The organism is Haladaptatus sp. HS23 (assembly GCF_056892285.1).
In genome coordinates this window covers 193930-209552 of the sequence record NZ_JBXGLH010000009.1, presented here as the reverse complement: position 1 = coordinate 209552, position 15623 = coordinate 193930, and the positions used below count along the sequence as shown (strand labels likewise).

Sequence of the window (15623 nt, the reverse complement as noted above, 5' to 3'; positions counted from 1 at the left end):
AAAACGGCGGTTTCGACCCGTCTACGGGTTCGTTTCGACAGAAAAGGGCATGAATTCACCGCTCTCCGTGAGTCAGATGTCCACCGAACTAAATCGGCGGTAGCCGAGGACCACCGGAATCACGGCCCACGCCGCGAGGACGAGGAGGGCGAACCAACCGGTGTGGTAGAACACGTTCGCGGTGCTTCCGTGTACCAGCGTGTCCATCCCGTTCGAGTAGGCTTGAATGGGGCCGAGGTTCGTGATGAGTTGTGCCCACTCGGGTGGCCGTCCGCTCGGTACCGAAAATCCGTTGAGGACGTACCGAATCACGAGCGGAATCGCGGACCATCCGATGAACGACAGGAGGAAGAACCCGACACCCGTCGCCATCGCCCGGTTGCTCGTCGGCGAGGCGGACGAGAGACAGACCGCGGAACCCGTGTACGCCGCCGCGAGGAGGAACAGCAGGACGAGGAAGGCGACGAACGACACGAGCGAAAGCGACCCGCCGAACGCGACGAAGACCACTGTCGCAACGAACACGCCGACGAACGCGGCCGTTCCGACGACTGCGGCCCGGCCGACTGCTTTGCCCGCAACCACGTCGCGGCGGGTGTACGGAAGCGCGAGCAGGAGCTTCAGGCTCCCGAGCTCCCGCTCCCCGGCAATCGCGCCGTAGCTCATCATCAGCGCCGCCAACGGGACGAAAAAGAGGGCGGTCTGCATGTAGCCGAAGAAGTCCACCGCGCCGGGATTCCGTGCGCGACTCATTCCGAGGTACGTCGGCACGGCCAGAAAGAGGACGAACCCGACGGCGGCCGTCGCGAGCGACCACTTCCGATGGGCGTCGAGGAAGTCCTTTTTCGCCATGACGCGCCAGTTCATGCCGGCACCTCCCTCGTGTAGGTGGCGAACAGTTCCTCGAGCGAGACCTCCTCGGTGTCGAAGTTCTCGATGGTGACGCCGGCCGATTCGATGGCGTCGAGCGCCGGTTTCTTCGCCCGGTCGGCACAGGCAACCACGAGCGTCGTCCCATCGGCGGAGACGTGGGCGACGCCGTCGACCGACCGCACCCGGTCGAGCGTTCCGGACGGAACTCGGTCCACTTCGACGGTCAACGAGGAACCGACTCCGGCGGTTTGGCGAAGGCCGTCGATGGAGTCCACCGTGACCAACTCGCCGTCGTCGAGGATGGCCACGCGGTCACAGACGGCCTCGACCTGCTCCAAGATGTGGCTGGAGAAGAACACCGTCGTCCCGCGGTCGCGCTCCTCGCGGATGATTTCCCGCATCGCGAGCGCGCCGTTCGGGTCGAGTCCGGTCGTCGGTTCGTCGAGGATGAGGAGGTCCGGGTCGCCAACGAGCGCCATGCCGAGAATGAGGCGCTGAGCCATCCCCTTGGAAAACCCCTCCACGCGTCGGTCGGCGGCCTCGGGGATGCCGACCCGCTGGAGGACTCGCATCGGGTCGTCGTCCACGCCGCGAGTCTCGATGACGAATTCGAGGTGTTGACGCGCCGTGAGATGGTCGTAGGCGTGATACGCGTCGGGAAGGACGCCGATTCGCTCGTGGACGCGGCGGGTGTCCCGCTGGGCGTCGTGGCCGAAGACGGTGACGCTCCCGCTCGTCGGTCGAACGTAATCGAGAATCATATCGATGGTGGTCGATTTCCCCGCGCCGTTGGGGCCGAGAAAGCCGAACACCTCCCCCTCCTCGATTCGGAGGTTCAGATTACGGAGGGCGACGACGTTTCCAAACCGTTTGGAGACGCCGTTCAATTCGATGGCGGTCATGCAGGAATCATTGCATCATCCCGCTATATATCTTCCCTACGCCTCGCTGGGGTCGAGTTGCCGAACCGTCAACACGGGCGTCGGACACGTCCGAACGACGCGCTCCGCGACGCTTCCGATGAGAAAGCGGTTCTCCCCGTGTCGTCCCCGCGTCCCCGTCGCCACCATGTCCGCGTCGTGTTCGCGGGCGTACTCCCCGATTTCGGCGGCGGGGTTGCCCTCTCGGACGGCAGTGACGACGCTCCCGTCCGTGTGGTCGCATACCGATTCGAGCGCCTCCTCGGCCTGTGCTTCGAGCGCGTCGTGGAACTCCTCGCGGAGCGTTTCCGGGGAGGACTCCACTTCGCCCGCATCGACGACGTAGAGGGCGTGAACGTCCGCATCGAATCGACGCGCGAAGTCGAGTGCGACCGTTACTGCCCGTTCGACGCTCTCGGAACCATCGGTGGCAATAACGACGGTATCTATCATCGTTCGTTCTTGCTCCTTCATCGTTATTAAAGACTGAGTGGCTAAATTGCGTCAATCCAAACTGCTAAGGTTCATGGTGCATGTTATCAGTACGCCCGACGGGGCAAGGTTGCACTCAGACCGCAATCACTCCCGATTGCGGTTTGTTCATAGCCGATACACTGTTCTACAGCATAGCCGATACGCTTTCTGTCTACTTCCGTGATGGGTCCATTCCGAGTCGCGACGCTTCCCCTCCATTCGAGCGATTCGCGTGTTCCGCGCGAATCGGTTTGCCGCGGTTTCGCCGGACGGAGTCCGGCTGACTGCCGAGCAATGCTCGGAAATTTCATCGTGTGCGTTTCGAGGTTTCGAAGAAACCTCGCCGACGACGGGAGAAGGTTTTTTGTCCGTCTCCGCGCACCCACGGGTATGTCCGAGTCGCCAGTCGAAGTGAACACGGTACTCGTTCCCGTGGACGGAAGCGACGAGTCGGTGCGTGCCGTCGAATACGGGACCGCCGTCGCCGAACGATACGGGGCCGACGTCCACGCCCTCTACGTCTTCGGTGAGGAGGTGTCCCGCGCCATCGAGACGGGTGCCATCGAGGAGGACGACGTCATCGACGAAACCGAATCGTTCATCGACAGCGCCCGCGCCATCGCCGCGGAGTCCGACGTCGAACTCCGCAGTTCCATCGCATACGGCTTTTCGACCAGACGCAAACTCCAACATCCCGGAAGCGCCGTCCTCGACTGCGCCGACGAAATCGACGCCGACTTCGTCGTCATTCCACGGGAACCGCTCTCGGGGGAACCCGGCGAGGTGCTGGAAAAGGCCGCGGAGTACGTGCTTCTCTACGCCAGCCAACCCGTTCTTTCGGTCTGATTTTCGGTTCGTCCTTCGTCTCTCCTGTCCCACTCCGATTCTCCCTCTCGATTCGAAGTCGCTTTTCCGCGAACCGCGATGACACAACAACGTTTTTACGGGAAAAACTCACCCATCGGTGTATGGACGGTTCGACGCCGAACGCCACGGCGCACTCACGGGCGATGCCACACTGGGAATCCGTCATCGCCGACATGGAAGCGACGACGGTGGAGTACGACGACGAGGGCTGGGACACGGTAGAACTCCACCCTGGCGACGTCACTCCGCTCTGGATGGACGAAGACGGCGAGTTCGGTTTAGACGTACTCGTCCCCGATAACGAGTTCGAAGACTTGGAGGACCTGATGGACGGCGGCGTTTCGTTCGACGCCTTCGAAGCCTATCGCGCCCTCGCCGACGGACTCGTCTTCGCTGTCATCGTCATGGAGGACCACGGGAGCGAAACGGCGGTTCTCTACCCGGTGTACTACGACGTACAGGGGTCCGAAGAGATGCTTTCCGACGCGGCCGAGGCGGGGAAGATGTACTCGTTCATCCGGACGCTTGGCGAGGACCGCATCCGGTTCACGCACGACGACCCGTCGCTGTTCCAACCGCCCGAGGATCCCGAGGCTGAGGACGCAGAGTCAACCGAGGAATCCGAAACGGACGAATAAAATCACTTTTCGCCGCCGATTTCCTGTCCGCAGTGTGGACACTCCATCTCGTCGTGGCGCAGTTCCTCGCTCGATTCGCGGACCTCGCGCATGACGCTCGAAATCTTGTCCTCGGCCGCGAGTTCGTCCTCGACGGCGAGGTCCACGCCCTCGACTTCGAGCAGGAACTTCGCCACCTCGGTCACCTCGTACATCACGTCGTCCAGTTCCTCGGCGGTGAAAAAGCCGGACATCGCGCCGTAGAGGAAGGTAGCGCCCGCCTTTCTGACCTTCTCCTCGAACGCCGAGCGGGCCTGATTCACCGCTTGCGGGGTGTAGGTGTCGGTCATGAACGGGACGAGATACGGGAGGTTGTTCCCGATTTTCGTCATCTCGACGCCCGTTTCCGTTCGGAAGTCGGCACAGAGGCGAGCGATAGCCCACTCGCGCGCGGTGACGTACGTACGGTCGCGGAGGAACTCGTTGACCCGGTCGTACTCCGCTCCGTCCATCTTCTTGAACCGCGCGTACTTCTGCACTTCCGGCGGGATTTCGGGGACGGTATCCGTCTCCTCGGTCGCCGTCGCGTCGTCACCCGTCGGTTCGCTGGCGGCGTCTGTCGCTCCGTCAGCGTCGCCGGTCGTGTTCGGTGTCCCGTCGTCCGCCAACTGCTGTGACACTCCCTCGTTCATCTCGTGGGGATGTTCCTCGTCTGCGTGTTCGTCTTCGGCCTCCGGCGCGGACGGGGAGGGGTCGTTCGACATGTTCCGTCGTTACCGAGCGGAGTGCAAAAGCGTATCGCACCCAACTGTTTTGATACCCGGCGGGAATGGAGATAGTATGAAGGTATTACTGGGAATGGGCGGGAGCGACGACTCCCTCACCGCGCTCGAACGAACGGTATCGCGCGCGGTTGCGGCAGACGACGAACTGACGGTCGCGCTCCTCGACAATCCACAGAGCGACCGGGCGAAAGAGGACATCCGCGAGAAAGCGGAAGCGGTGCTGGACGACGCCGGACTGGAGGCGTCCGTTCGGGACGTCTCGGGCGACCCCGGAAGCCGCCTGCTCGACGTCGCGGAAAGCGAGGGGTTCGAGCAGATAGTCCTCGGCGGCGGCCAGCGCAGCCCCATGGGAAAAATCCGGCTCGGTCAGATAGCCGAATTCGTCCTGTTGAACTCCCACGTCTCGGTGAAATTAGTACGATGACCCACGACCGACGCTTTCCGGACGACCCCGCCGGTCCGTTCCCGGAGCCACCGCAGGCGTTCAACGACCGCGAGGGGCGCGAAATCGAAATCCGTCCCTTCGAGGAGGGAGACGAGGAGGCCCTCGTCTCGATGTACGTCGATTTCGACCCGGCGGACCGGGCGCAGGGAATCCCGCCGGCTACGGAGTATCGGGTGCGGGACTGGGTGGAGACCCTGACCGAGGGAGACGGGTTGAACGTCGTCGCGTGGAACGAAGATAACGTCGCGGGGCACGCGACGCTCGTCCCGGATTGCGACTCGGCGTACGAACTGGCCATCTTCGTCCATCAGGACTACCAGCGGGCGGGTATCGGCTCACATCTCATCCGTACGCTCCTCGGATACGGACGAGCGCAGGACATCGACAAGGTCTGGCTGACGGTCGAACGCTGGAACCGCGCCGCGGTCAACCTCTACCGAAACGTCGGGTTCGAAACCGCGGACGCCGAGAGCTTCGAGTTGGAGATGGTGTTGCGGCTCTGAGGTTCGACGACGATTTTCCACTTCACCCGCTCGCTCCTCCCGACGATAACGTTTCCAAACCGATAGCCGGAATATACCTTTCGTTCGCGTGTCGCATGCTACACCCAACCGAACCATTTTTCCTCACGCGACAACCATTGCCGCGTAATTGTGACCGATTTACTGTCCATCTCGAATCTGAAAACGCAGTTCCACACGGAACGGGGGACTGTCGAGGCGGTGGACGACTTCGAACTGAACATACGCGAGGGCGAAACCATCGGCCTCGTGGGCGAATCCGGGTCCGGGAAAAGCGTCACCGCGCTCTCGGCGATGCAACTCATCGACGAACCGGGCGAAGTCGTCTCTGGCGACGTCCGTTTCGAACACGAGGAGGTCGCCACCGAGTTTGCCGACAAGTATCCGAACGGCGTCGGCGAGTACGTCTTTCCCGACGAGGGGTACATCGACATCATGGCCGCGCCCGAATCCGTCATGCGGGACATCCGCGGCAGCGAAATGGGGATGATATTTCAGGACCCCATGACCTCGCTCAACCCCGCGCTGACCGTAGGCGAACAGGTCGCGGAGAGCCTGCAACTGCACCAGTACGGCGGCAAGCGGAAGGATAGCTGGTGGAACGCGGTGCACGAAATCGCCCCGAAAATCGGCGGGGACGACATCGACGGCGAACTCCTCGAGGACACCATCGACATCCTCGAAGAGGTCGGGATTCCCGAACCCGAATCCCGCGTCGAGGAGTACCCCCACGAGTTCTCGGGCGGGATGCGCCAGCGCGTCCTCATCGCCATCGCGCTCGCGTGTACGCCGAAACTGCTCATCGCGGATGAACCGACGACGGCGCTCGACGTGACGATTCAGGCCCAAATCCTCGACCTCATCAACGACCTGCAGGACGAGTTAGGTATGTCGGTCTTCATGATCACTCACGACCTCGGCGTCGTCGCCGAGACGTGCGACCGCGTCGCGGTGATGTACGCGGGCGACTTGGTGGAGGTCGGACCGGTGGACGAAATCTTCCACAACCCGAGCCACCCCTACACCTACGCCCTCCTCGAATCCATTCCGCGCGAGGACAAGGAGCGTCTGACTCCCATCGACGGAAACGTCCCCGACCTCATCGACATGCCCGAGGGATGCCACTTCGCCGACCGATGTCCGTGGGCACAACCCGAGTGTACGCAGGGTGAGATTCCAAACCTGCAACACGGCCCGGACGGGGTCGACCATCGCGCGAAATGCGTCCTCGAATCGTTCGACGGTGCGGAGTACGTCGAGGAACAGGAGAGCGTGACGACGGGCGAACACGCCGTCGGCGACAGGCTCGTCACCGTGGACAGCTTGAAGAAACATTACTCGCGCGCGGACGACTTCCTCGACAAGTGGCTTTCGGACGGCGACGACAGCGTGAAAGCGGTCGACGGTATCTCGTTCGACATCTACGAGGGCGAGACGGTGGGATTGGTCGGCGAGTCCGGGTGTGGCAAATCGACCGCCGGTCGGTCGCTCCTCCGCCTCGAAACGCTGACCGACGGGCGCGTCGTCTTCGCCGGAACGGACCTCGGCGGATTGGACGACGACGAGATGCGCGAGGCGAGAAAGGACATGCAGATGATCTTCCAGGACCCGCTGTCCAGCCTCGACCCGCGGATGAGCGTCGGGCAGATAATCGCCGAACCGCTCCAGATTCACGGCCTCGCAAAGGAGAACCGGTCGGAACGCGTGAACGAACTGATGGAGAACGTCGGGTTGGACCCCAGCCAGCGCGACCGGTATCCACACGAAATTTCCGGCGGCCAGCGCCAGCGCGTCGGCATCGCCCGCGCCCTCGCGGTGGACCCGGACTTCATCGTCGCCGATGAACCGGTGTCGGCGTTGGACGTATCCGTGCAGGCCCAGATTATCAACCTCCTCGAAGACCTGCAAGACGAGTTCGGCCTGACGTTCCTGTTCATCGCTCACGACCTCTCGGTCGTCCGGCACATCTCCGACCGCATCGCGGTGATGTATCTCGGCGAAATCGTGGAAGTCGCGGACACGGACGAACTCTTCGACGACCCGAAACACCCCTACACCCAAGCCCTGCTCTCCGCGATTCCCGAACCCGACCCGCGGGCGGATACGGACGACCGGGTCATCCTCAAAGGCGACGTGCCGTCGCCCATCGACCCGCCGTCCGGGTGTCACTTCCGCACCCGGTGTCCGCAGATAATCCCGCCCGAGGGGATGGACATCGACCAGCAGGCGTACCGTGAAGTGATGAACTACCGCGAGCGCGTCGAGAAGCGCGCAATCAACCTCGAATCGGTTCACGAACAGGCAACAGATGGGGAACAATCGCCACGCGCCGCGACGGACGGCGGTGAGAAACCGACGGACGCCCGGCCCTCGGCGGACGCGGACTCCGGCGTCTCGACGAGTACTCAAGGAAGCCGACAGCCAGCGAAGAACTCGTTCCACGCCGCGCTCTGGGACCGACTGTTCGAGACGGAACCGACCGGCGAACCGCGGGAAATCGTCGCCCGTTCGTTCGACCACCTCTCGGACGGTGACTGGGAATCGGCCGAATCGCTCCTCGCGGACAACTTCACGAGCATCTGCGAACGGACGAGCCCGACCCTTCAGGACACCACGCATCCGTCGGCCTGCCACCTCTACGACCAACCGTAGTAGCACGGCTGCCGGTCTCCTTCCTGATAGTTCTCGGATTCGATACTCTTTCTCGTCGGTCTGCGGCGTTTCGCCGAATAGCGGACGTTCGAGACACTCGTTTGGGAGGCTCAACGGACCCCTGACGACCGACATGCGAAGGGGCTCAAAAGGGTGGAAAAAACGCCGAGAGATACGTGGTCGAACTCGTCTCCGAATCCGTTCCACATGTAGAATCGTTGAAAAATCAGCGACTGTCGGATGATTCCGTATCGACCGGCGGATGTTTTGGACGACTGACGGCTAATGCGCGTTACTATTTTCATTTTTTCATTCGTTCATTGAATACTAAAGCTCCGGTATGTTTATATAGAACATATGACCACAGTGGCGTATGGCGTCACGCGACAGATTGACTGACAGACGTAGTTTCCTCAAAGCTGCTGGCGGCGCGGCCGCGGCAGCGACACTCGCGGGTTGTATCGGCGGCAGTACGGACGACGAAACCACCAGCTCCGGTGATGGAAGCGGTGACGGTAGCGGCGACGGTAGCGGTGATGGAAGCGGTAGTTCGGGCAACACGCTCACCTACGCCCGCGGCAGCAGTTCGGGGTCCCTCGACTTCCAGAACTCGACGAGCGGCGAAGTCGCGAAGGTCACGAACCAACTGTACGACACCCTCATCGCGTTCAAACCCGGCAAGACCTCCCTCACGGAAGGGCTCGCGACGAACTGGAACGTGGACGGCAAGACGGTCACGCTCGACCTCCGCAAGAACGTGACGTTCCACAACGGCGAGGATTTCACCGCGGACGACTTCGTGGCCACCTATCGCCGGTTCGTCGACGAGAGCTACGAGTACTACCCCGGCAAGAAGTACGCCTCCTCGTACGGGCCGTACACGCTCGGCGTCGTCAAAAACGTGGAAGCGGCGAGCGACCACAAACTGAAGATCAACCTGGAGAAGAAGTACGCGCCCATCCTCCCGAACCTCGCGATGTTCGTCTCCGCAGTTCACTCGAAGAAGGCCATCGAGGCGAAGGGCAAAAAGCTCAAATCCGACCCCGTCGGTACCGGTCCCTTCAAACTCAAGAACTGGGATACGAGCAACAACCGCATCCGCCTCGAAAAGAACGCGGACTACTGGGGAGACGGTCCCCACGTGGACGAAGTCGTGTTCACCGTCGTCGGGAGCAACACGTCCCGCGCCCAGACGCTCGATTCGGGCGACGCCGACATCATCGACGGCCTCGGCGCACAGTCCTCACAGCAGGTCGAGAAGTCGGGCAACGCTGAACTCGTCTCCGACGCGGGTATCAACATCGGTTACATGGCGTTCAACATGGCGAAAGTCGAGGCCTTCCGGAAGAAGAAGGTCCGTCAGGCCATCAGCCACGCCATCAACACGAAGGCCATCGTCGACACCATCTTCAAGGGCATCGCGAAGCAGGCGAATCAGCCGATTCCGAGCAGCGTGATGGGGTACAACGACAGCCTCAGTCCGTACGAGTACAACCCGGAGAAGGCGAAGAAACTGCTGAAGGAAGCGGGCTACGGCGACGGCTTCTCGTTCGAATTGGCGACGTTCAAGAACCCGCGGACGTACAACCCGAGTCCGATTCAGGCGGCCCAGACCGTCAAGTCCAACCTGAACCAGGTAGGCATCGACGTGACCATCAACCAGCAGGCGTTCGACCCGTTCCTCAACTACACGGAAACCGGGAAGCACGACGCGTGTTTCCTCGGATGGATGACGGACAACGCCGACCCGGACAACTTCCACTACGCGCTGCTCCACCCCGGCGTCTCCATCGACGAGGTGCCGGACGGGCAGGACTGGGTCAGCTTCGACTCCGAGAACTTCAACACGCTCAACGTCGCCGGATGGGCGAACACGGACTTCATGAAGCTCGTCGAGGACGCGCAAGTGACCTACGACAACGCGGCGCGGAAGAAGAAGTACAAACAGGCCGGAAAAATCGCTCACGACGAAGCGCCGTGGGTGTTCATGGACCACGCGAAGGACCTCCGCGGCGTCCACAACAGCGTCAGCGGATTCAAACTCGCACCCATCAGCGGTCCGTACCTGCGTCTAGTCAAACTCAACTGAGACCACGGTAACGAGTCTTTTTTGACCCCCCGCTGTTTGAGATTGAAGTAGATGATATCCAAGCGGTTCGTTATCAAACGTCTGTTGCTACTTATTCCCGTGCTGCTCGGGGTGGCGACGTTCGTTTTCGCCATTCTCCAACTTTCGCCGGGCGACCCCGCACGCGCGGTCGCAGGTCAACGGGCTTCGGAAGCGTTCGTCCGTCAGGTCCGCCACGAAATGGGGTTGGACCGCCCGATTTGGGTCCAGTACGGACAGTTCCTCTGGGATACGGTGCATCTCGACCTCGGACAGTCCTATCAGATTCGAAAGGGCGTCTCGGTCACGAACATCCTCCTGCACAGGCTCCCCGTCACCGTCGAGATGGCGCTGTACGGACAACTGTTCGGCATCCTGTTCGGCATCCCGCTCGGCGTGATTTCGGCCATCAAACAGGATTCCGCGACGGACCACCTCACCCGAATCGGCGCGCTGACCGGTATCAGCATCCCGATTTACTGGAGCGGTCCGCTTCTCATCCTCCTCTTCGCCCAGATACTGCACGTCTTCCCGCCGAGCGGCCGTATCGCCTCGGAGTACAGCATCAACCTCGTAACCGGCCTCATCACGGTCGATACGCTGCTGAACGGGAACTTCGCGGCGTTCAAGTCGGCGGCCATGCACCTGATACTGCCCTCCCTCGTCATCGGGATTTACTCGATGGCGCTCATCTCGCGGATGATGCGGTCGTCCATGCTCGAAGTCGTGCGGCAGGATTACATCCGCACCGCCCGCGCGAAGGGGCAGGGAACCAAAATCACGATGTTGAAACACGGCTTCCGCAACGCGCTGATTCCGGTCGTGACGGTCATCGGCATCCAGTTCGGCACCCTGCTCGGCGGCGCGGTGCTGACGGAAACCGTCTTCGGTATTCCCGGTATCGGAACCATGTTGGTGAAAGCCATCGAAGTCGGTGACTTCCCGGTGGTACAGGGCACCGTGTTGATGTTCGCGCTCCTGTTCACCCTCGTCAACCTGTTCGTCGACATCACCTATTCCTATCTCGACCCGAGGATTCAACAATGAGCACGCAAACAGAAAACAGCGAAACGGTCTCTCGCGGGTTCTTCGAACGCCTGCGAGCCTCGCCGTTCCTCTCCGAACTCCTGTCGAATCGGCTCGCAGTCACCGGCCTCACCATCATCCTCTTCATGGTCGTGGTGGCGGTGTACGCGAGAGTGTCCATCGACCTCTCGGCTATCAAACAGTCACAAATCGGTATCCAACCGAGTCTCCATGCTCCGAACGGAACCTATCCCTTCGGGACCAACCTGCAAGCACAGGACATCTTCCCCCGCGTCCTCTACGGCGCGTGGTACGCCATGCTGTTCGGAACGGTGACGGTCGTCGCCTCGACGGTTCTCGGGGTCGGACTCGGCGTCGTCGCGGCGTACTACAGCGACCTGACGGACAACGTCATCATGCGAACGATGGACATCCTGCTGGCGTTCCCGTCCCTGCTGCTGTCGCTCGCACTGGTCGCGGTGTTTCCCGATAAATGGGGATTGTGGCGTGCAGTCGCCGCGCTGACCCTCGTCTACACGCCGCGATTCGCCCGCGTCGTGCGCGGGGCGGCGCTCAAGGTCCTCGAAGACGAGTACATCGACGCGACGGTGGCGTTGGGCGCGAAGAACCCGCGCGTGTTGGCACGACACGTCCTCCCGAACTGCCTCGCGCCGATTACGGTGCAGAGCACGCTCAACTTCGGGCTCGCCATCCTTGACCTCGCGGCGCTGTCGTTCCTCGGGTTCGGTGCCGACCCCGGAACGCCCTCGTGGGGGCTCATGCTCTCGAATGGCGTCAAACACGGCCTGTTCAGCGTCCCGAGCGCGTGGTGGTGGTCGTTCTTCCCCGGCCTGTTCCTCGCCGTGACGGTGTTGGGATTCAACCTCCTCGGCGACGGGATGCGTGACGCACTCGACCCACGGATGCGGGAAGCCGTGGACTGATGGATTTCATCGGCTATCTGCGTCCCCGCGTTCTCCTCGTCTCCCGGTTCGGTGCCATCGGGTTCTTCCTCGGTGGCATCGGAATTGCGCTCGTGGTCGCCGCGGGCGAGACGGTTTCTTTCGCTAGCCGAAAGACCTTCGCCGTCGCCGCACTGGCGTTGGGATTCGCCGTTCTCGGGTGGTCGGGGTCGGTGTTCGCGGGGAGCGCGGTGGAAAACGCACAGGAATATCTCGACACGAACACGGGATGGACCGAGGCTGACTCCCGTGAGGCCATGACGGTCATCGGCAGTTTAGGTGCCGGTGCCATGCTCGGGGTGACCGTGATGACGCTCGTCTTACGTGCGGCATACTGAGCCGCAAATGTTTTACCATATATCATTCTTGTGGCTGTTATGGTCGTGCTCGAATCGCTACTTCTGGGCGTCATATTCGCCGGTATCGGCATCATCGTGACAGCTAAGCCACGAGAAATGTTCGAAATAAGACAGTCGGTTGCCGTCGCCTCGCCCGGCGAACTCAGCGGATTCGGAGTCGCTCGATATCAGACCTATGGGTTGCTCTGTGTTCTCCTCGGCTTGCTGCTCGCGCTCGTCCCGTTTTTCCTTCCCTGACACGAACCGTCCCGCGAAGCAACCGGCACGGCGTGCATCAGAGTCGTGATGAGAGCCACTCTCCCGCGAGCGTCGCAACCGATTCCAGCGTCCCCGCCTCTTCGAACAGGTGTCCCGCGCCTTCCACGACTTCGAGGCGTTTCTCACAGGACAAGCGGTCGTAGCCCTCGCGGTTCAGTTCGAGTACGTCGGTGTCCAGACCGCCGACGATGAACAACGTCGGGGCCGTCACGTCGTCCAAGACGTCCGTAGCGAGATCCACACGCCCGCCGCGCGAGACGGTTGCGCCGATTTCCGGGCGACGTGCCGCGCCGCGAAGTGCAGCGGCGGCCCCGGTACTCGACCCGAAGTAGCCGAGGCGGTACGCTTCGGTTTCCGCGCGATGTTCCGCCCACTCCGTTACCGCGACGAGACGGTCGGTCAACAGTCCGATATCGAAGCGGTTCGCGTACACCTCGTCCTCAGCCTCCGTGAGCAAGTCGAATAGGAGCGTTCCGAGGCCGAATTCACGGAGTCGCTCGGCGACGAAATTGTTTCGTGGACTCTTCCGACTGCTCCCGCTCCCGTGCGCGAACAGGACGATGCCATCCCCGTCGGTCGGGAGGTGCAAGTTTCCCTCCAGTCGAACCGAATCGACCGGTATCTCGACCGCGTTTTCCCCCGGCATATCACGTCACCTATCGACATCGCAATGCCTAATCGTGATGGCTCTGATGCACCTCCTCCACCCCACCGCTCACTGCCGAAGCCGTCGTTCGGCCGTCTCCCGCTCTCCCGGCGTATTGACGTTGATGGACCACCCGTCCGCTCTCATCACGAACATTCTGTTGTCAGCGACGAACCGTCGAATCGACTCCGCGAGTTCGTACTCGCCGCGTACCGATAGCTCCGTCTCCGCACACGCGTCGAACATCGCCGGACTGTAGACGGCGAACCCCGCCGCGATGAGACTCGGTTCCGGTGGGTCCTCGGGTTCCTTTTCGATTCCCAGAAGCTCCCCTTCGTCGGTCACGTCGCAGATGGCCTTGACGCGCGCCTCGTCGGTCGAAACCCGCTCGACGTGCTGCACCGCGTCCACTCCGTCCTCCCGCTGGCGCTCGACTAACGGTTCGAGGTCGCACCGAATCACGCAGTCGCCGTCCACGCATATGAAATCGCCGTCGACGTACGGTTCGGCCTGCAGAAGCGCGTGGGCCATTCCCAACTGCTGCTCCTGCCGAACGTACGTAATCGGCACGTCGGAAAACGACTCGCCGTACCGTTCCCGAATCTTCTCACCCTGGTAGCCGACCACGACGACGAACTCCTCCGCGCCGAGTTCGACCGCTGTTTCGAAACAGTGCGTGAGAATCGGTTTCTCGGCGACTTCGACCAACGCTTTCGGTTTCTCGTCGGTCAACGGTCGCAGTCGGGTTCCCTTTCCGGCGGCGAGGAGGACTGCTTGCATACTTCCGTTTCTTCACACTGGTTGATATTTCTTGGCCTACGCGCGAACGTTTTCCCCGACGTTCTCACCGAATTCGCCGTCTTCGAAGACGACGCTTCCGCGCACCATCGTCATCTCCGGGAACACGCCCGTCCAGCCCTCGAACGGCGTCCAATCGCAGTTCGTGTGGAGGTCGTCCGCGCGAATCTCGCGGGTCGCGTCGGGGTCTACCAGAACGAGGTCCGCCATCCTGCCCTCCTCGATGCGCCCCTTCCGCGGCAGGCCGAACACCTTCGCGGGGTTGTAAGCGGTGAGTTCGGCGACGCGCTCGTAGCTGAGGGTGTCCTTACGGGCTTCCTCCAACAGGAGGGGAAGCATCGTTTCGACGCCCGGAACTCCGCTCGGCGCGTCCCAGATACTCGCGTCCTTCTCCTCGCTGGTGTGGGGTGCGTGGTCGGTTGCGATCATGTCGACCGTCCCGTCAGCGACGCGGGCGAAGACTTCCTCTCGGCGCTCCTCGCTCCGAAGCGGCGGGTTCATGCGACCGTACGTTCCGAGTTCGTCGAGGTCGTCACGCGAGAGGAGCAGGTGATGGGGCGTCACTTCGCAGGTCGCACCCACCTCGGCCGCCGCGTCGATTCCTTCCGGCGTGCTGGTGTGTGCGATGTGCAATTGTGCGTCGAGTTCGGTACCGATTTCACAGGCCCGTTCGACGGCGTCCGCTTCGGCTTCCGCCGTGCGGTAGGCGCTCCATGCGTCCGCGTCGTCACGCGACTTCGCGTCCGAATCGAACAGGTCGGCGTTCTCCGCGTGTACCGTCACGACGAGATATTCGTCCGTAGCGCGTTCGACCGCCGACCGGAACAGGTCCGCTTCGATTCCCATCTCTCCGGTCGAGTCGGCTAAAAACACCTCTCCGAGCGCGAGAATCGGCTCTTCGAACAGTTCGTCGGGGTCCCAGTCAGGTGTGACGCCGCCGTTGATGCCGTAATCCACGTACGATTCCGTGGCGAGTTCGGCTTTGACGTCGAACGACGCAGCGTCGATAGTCGGTGGATTCGTGTTGGGTTGGTCGACGACAGTCGTCACGCCGCCCGCGGCGGCGCTTTTGCTTCCCGTCTCCCACGTCTCCTTGTGCGAAAATCCGGGCTGACGGAAGTGAACGTGCGCGTCGATTGCACCGGGCAACAGCAGTTTTCCCGTCGCGTCGATGACCTCGCCGGACTCCGTCAGCGAAGAGCCGATAGCGGAAATTCGTCCCGCGTCGGTTTCGATACGAACGTCGCGCTTGCTTCCGTCTGGAAGCGTCGCGTTCCGAATGATAAGCATATACTCGGCAGTGTTCCGGGAAT

Annotated in this window: 17 protein-coding genes; 10 read left to right on the top strand and 7 right to left on the bottom strand. The window is 62.0% G+C overall.

The features are described from left to right. Nucleotides 1–72 precede the first annotated feature (72 nt). The 3 genes from AC1XDK_RS22125 to AC1XDK_RS22115 are packed head-to-tail and all read right to left on the bottom strand — an operon-like array spanning nucleotide 73 to nucleotide 2246. Nucleotides 73–867, bottom strand: coding sequence for an ABC transporter permease subunit (locus AC1XDK_RS22125; protein ID WP_483352139.1), 795 nt, complete (start codon nucleotides 865–867; stop codon nucleotides 73–75). Further along, nucleotides 864–1775, bottom strand: a complete 912-nt coding sequence (locus AC1XDK_RS22120) for an ABC transporter ATP-binding protein (protein WP_483352138.1) — start codon at nucleotides 1773–1775, stop codon at nucleotides 864–866. The genes AC1XDK_RS22125 and AC1XDK_RS22120 overlap by 4 nt, the downstream gene beginning before the upstream one ends. Before the next feature lie 36 nt (nucleotides 1776–1811). After that, nucleotides 1812–2246: a universal stress protein gene (locus AC1XDK_RS22115; RefSeq protein ID WP_483352137.1), complete on the bottom strand. Its 435-nt coding sequence runs from the start codon at nucleotides 2244–2246 to the stop codon at nucleotides 1812–1814. Nucleotides 2247–2657: 411 nt separating this feature from the next. Between AC1XDK_RS22115 and AC1XDK_RS22110 the strand changes: the two genes are divergently transcribed. Beyond that, nucleotides 2658–3113, top strand: coding sequence for a universal stress protein (locus AC1XDK_RS22110; RefSeq protein WP_483352136.1), 456 nt, complete (start codon nucleotides 2658–2660; stop codon nucleotides 3111–3113). A gap of 122 nt (nucleotides 3114–3235) precedes the next feature. Further along, a complete protein-coding gene (locus AC1XDK_RS22105) occupies nucleotides 3236–3772 on the top strand; it encodes a DUF7529 family protein (protein ID WP_483352135.1) in 537 nt (178 codons plus the stop codon). Nucleotides 3773–3774: 2 nt separating this feature from the next. Here the strand turns inward: AC1XDK_RS22105 and AC1XDK_RS22100 are convergent, their stop codons facing one another. Further along, the gene (locus tag AC1XDK_RS22100; RefSeq protein WP_483352134.1) at nucleotides 3775–4515 is read right to left on the bottom strand and encodes a DUF5806 family protein; all 741 of its coding nucleotides are present in this window, start codon (nucleotides 4513–4515) and stop codon (nucleotides 3775–3777) included. 76 nt (nucleotides 4516–4591) lie between these two features. Between AC1XDK_RS22100 and AC1XDK_RS22095 the strand changes: the two genes are divergently transcribed. The 8 genes from AC1XDK_RS22095 (at nucleotide 4592) to AC1XDK_RS22060 (ending at nucleotide 12845) form a co-directional block, all read left to right on the top strand. After that, nucleotides 4592–4960 carry a universal stress protein gene (locus AC1XDK_RS22095; protein WP_483352133.1) on the top strand — a complete coding sequence of 123 codons (369 nt, stop codon included), beginning with the start codon at nucleotides 4592–4594 and terminating at the stop codon, nucleotides 4958–4960. Next, entirely contained in the window at nucleotides 4957–5484 is a 528-nt protein-coding gene (locus AC1XDK_RS22090; protein ID WP_483352132.1) for a GNAT family N-acetyltransferase, read from the top strand. Before AC1XDK_RS22095 ends, AC1XDK_RS22090 begins: the two co-directional genes overlap by 4 nt. A gap of 150 nt (nucleotides 5485–5634) precedes the next feature. Next, nucleotides 5635–8154, top strand: a complete 2520-nt coding sequence (locus tag AC1XDK_RS22085; RefSeq protein WP_483352131.1) for an ABC transporter ATP-binding protein — start codon at nucleotides 5635–5637, stop codon at nucleotides 8152–8154. A 373-nt stretch (nucleotides 8155–8527) separates the two neighbouring features. Beyond that, nucleotides 8528–10243: an ABC transporter substrate-binding protein gene (locus AC1XDK_RS22080; RefSeq protein WP_483352130.1), complete on the top strand. Its 1716-nt coding sequence runs from the start codon at nucleotides 8528–8530 to the stop codon at nucleotides 10241–10243. 51 nt (nucleotides 10244–10294) lie between these two features. Then, complete coding sequence (locus tag AC1XDK_RS22075) at nucleotides 10295–11308, top strand: ABC transporter permease (RefSeq protein WP_483352129.1); 1014 nt, start codon at nucleotides 10295–10297, stop codon at nucleotides 11306–11308. Continuing rightward, the gene (locus tag AC1XDK_RS22070) at nucleotides 11305–12231 is read left to right on the top strand and encodes an ABC transporter permease (RefSeq protein ID WP_483352128.1); all 927 of its coding nucleotides are present in this window, start codon (nucleotides 11305–11307) and stop codon (nucleotides 12229–12231) included. The genes AC1XDK_RS22075 and AC1XDK_RS22070 overlap by 4 nt, the downstream gene beginning before the upstream one ends. Continuing rightward, nucleotides 12231–12587 carry a DUF7268 family protein gene (locus AC1XDK_RS22065; RefSeq protein WP_483352127.1) on the top strand — a complete coding sequence of 119 codons (357 nt, stop codon included), beginning with the start codon at nucleotides 12231–12233 and terminating at the stop codon, nucleotides 12585–12587. Before AC1XDK_RS22070 ends, AC1XDK_RS22065 begins: the two co-directional genes overlap by 1 nt. A 39-nt stretch (nucleotides 12588–12626) precedes the next feature. Continuing rightward, on the top strand, nucleotides 12627–12845 hold the full coding sequence (locus AC1XDK_RS22060; protein WP_483352126.1) for a DUF6199 family natural product biosynthesis protein: 219 nt from the start codon (nucleotides 12627–12629) through the stop codon (nucleotides 12843–12845). A 37-nt stretch (nucleotides 12846–12882) separates the two neighbouring features. Here AC1XDK_RS22060 and AC1XDK_RS22055 read toward each other — a convergent pair whose 3' ends face one another. The 3 genes from AC1XDK_RS22055 to AC1XDK_RS22045 all read right to left on the bottom strand — a co-directional run bounded on the left by AC1XDK_RS22055 (nucleotide 12883) and on the right by AC1XDK_RS22045 (nucleotide 15600). Beyond that, nucleotides 12883–13512 carry a dienelactone hydrolase family protein gene (locus tag AC1XDK_RS22055; RefSeq protein ID WP_483352125.1) on the bottom strand — a complete coding sequence of 210 codons (630 nt, stop codon included), beginning with the start codon at nucleotides 13510–13512 and terminating at the stop codon, nucleotides 12883–12885. 69 nt (nucleotides 13513–13581) lie between these two features. Further along, nucleotides 13582–14292, bottom strand: a complete 711-nt coding sequence (locus AC1XDK_RS22050) for a nucleotidyltransferase family protein (protein ID WP_483352124.1) — start codon at nucleotides 14290–14292, stop codon at nucleotides 13582–13584. Between the two features lie 36 nt (nucleotides 14293–14328). After that, nucleotides 14329–15600 (bottom strand): dihydroorotase, encoded by a 1272-nt coding sequence (locus tag AC1XDK_RS22045; RefSeq protein WP_483352123.1) that lies wholly within the window; start codon nucleotides 15598–15600, stop codon nucleotides 14329–14331. Nucleotides 15601–15623 lie beyond the last annotated feature (23 nt).

Bases quoted from the DNA above. Each gene is read 5' to 3' on its own strand.
- AC1XDK_RS22100 (WP_483352134.1), bottom strand. From the start codon at position 4,515: ATGTCGAACGACCCCTCCCCGTCCGCGCCGGAGGCCGAAGACGAACAC.
- AC1XDK_RS22070 (WP_483352128.1), top strand. From the start codon at position 11,305: ATGAGCACGCAAACAGAAAACAGCGAAACGGTCTCTCGCGGGTTCTTC.
- AC1XDK_RS22095 (WP_483352133.1), top strand. From the start codon at position 4,592: ATGAAGGTATTACTGGGAATGGGCGGGAGCGACGACTCCCTCACCGCG.
- AC1XDK_RS22125 (WP_483352139.1), bottom strand. From the start codon at position 867: ATGAACTGGCGCGTCATGGCGAAAAAGGACTTCCTCGACGCCCATCGG.
- AC1XDK_RS22055 (WP_483352125.1), bottom strand. From the start codon at position 13,512: ATGCCGGGGGAAAACGCGGTCGAGATACCGGTCGATTCGGTTCGACTG.
- AC1XDK_RS22080 (WP_483352130.1), top strand. From the start codon at position 8,528: ATGGCGTCACGCGACAGATTGACTGACAGACGTAGTTTCCTCAAAGCT.
- AC1XDK_RS22115 (WP_483352137.1), bottom strand. From the start codon at position 2,246: ATGATAGATACCGTCGTTATTGCCACCGATGGTTCCGAGAGCGTCGAA.
- AC1XDK_RS22120 (WP_483352138.1), bottom strand. From the start codon at position 1,775: ATGACCGCCATCGAATTGAACGGCGTCTCCAAACGGTTTGGAAACGTC.
- AC1XDK_RS22060 (WP_483352126.1), top strand. From the start codon at position 12,627: ATGGTCGTGCTCGAATCGCTACTTCTGGGCGTCATATTCGCCGGTATC.
- AC1XDK_RS22075 (WP_483352129.1), top strand. From the start codon at position 10,295: ATGATATCCAAGCGGTTCGTTATCAAACGTCTGTTGCTACTTATTCCC.
- AC1XDK_RS22090 (WP_483352132.1), top strand. From the start codon at position 4,957: ATGACCCACGACCGACGCTTTCCGGACGACCCCGCCGGTCCGTTCCCG.
- AC1XDK_RS22065 (WP_483352127.1), top strand. From the start codon at position 12,231: ATGGATTTCATCGGCTATCTGCGTCCCCGCGTTCTCCTCGTCTCCCGG.
- AC1XDK_RS22045 (WP_483352123.1), bottom strand. From the start codon at position 15,600: ATGCTTATCATTCGGAACGCGACGCTTCCAGACGGAAGCAAGCGCGAC.
- AC1XDK_RS22110 (WP_483352136.1), top strand. From the start codon at position 2,658: ATGTCCGAGTCGCCAGTCGAAGTGAACACGGTACTCGTTCCCGTGGAC.
- AC1XDK_RS22050 (WP_483352124.1), bottom strand. From the start codon at position 14,292: ATGCAAGCAGTCCTCCTCGCCGCCGGAAAGGGAACCCGACTGCGACCG.
- AC1XDK_RS22105 (WP_483352135.1), top strand. From the start codon at position 3,236: ATGGACGGTTCGACGCCGAACGCCACGGCGCACTCACGGGCGATGCCA.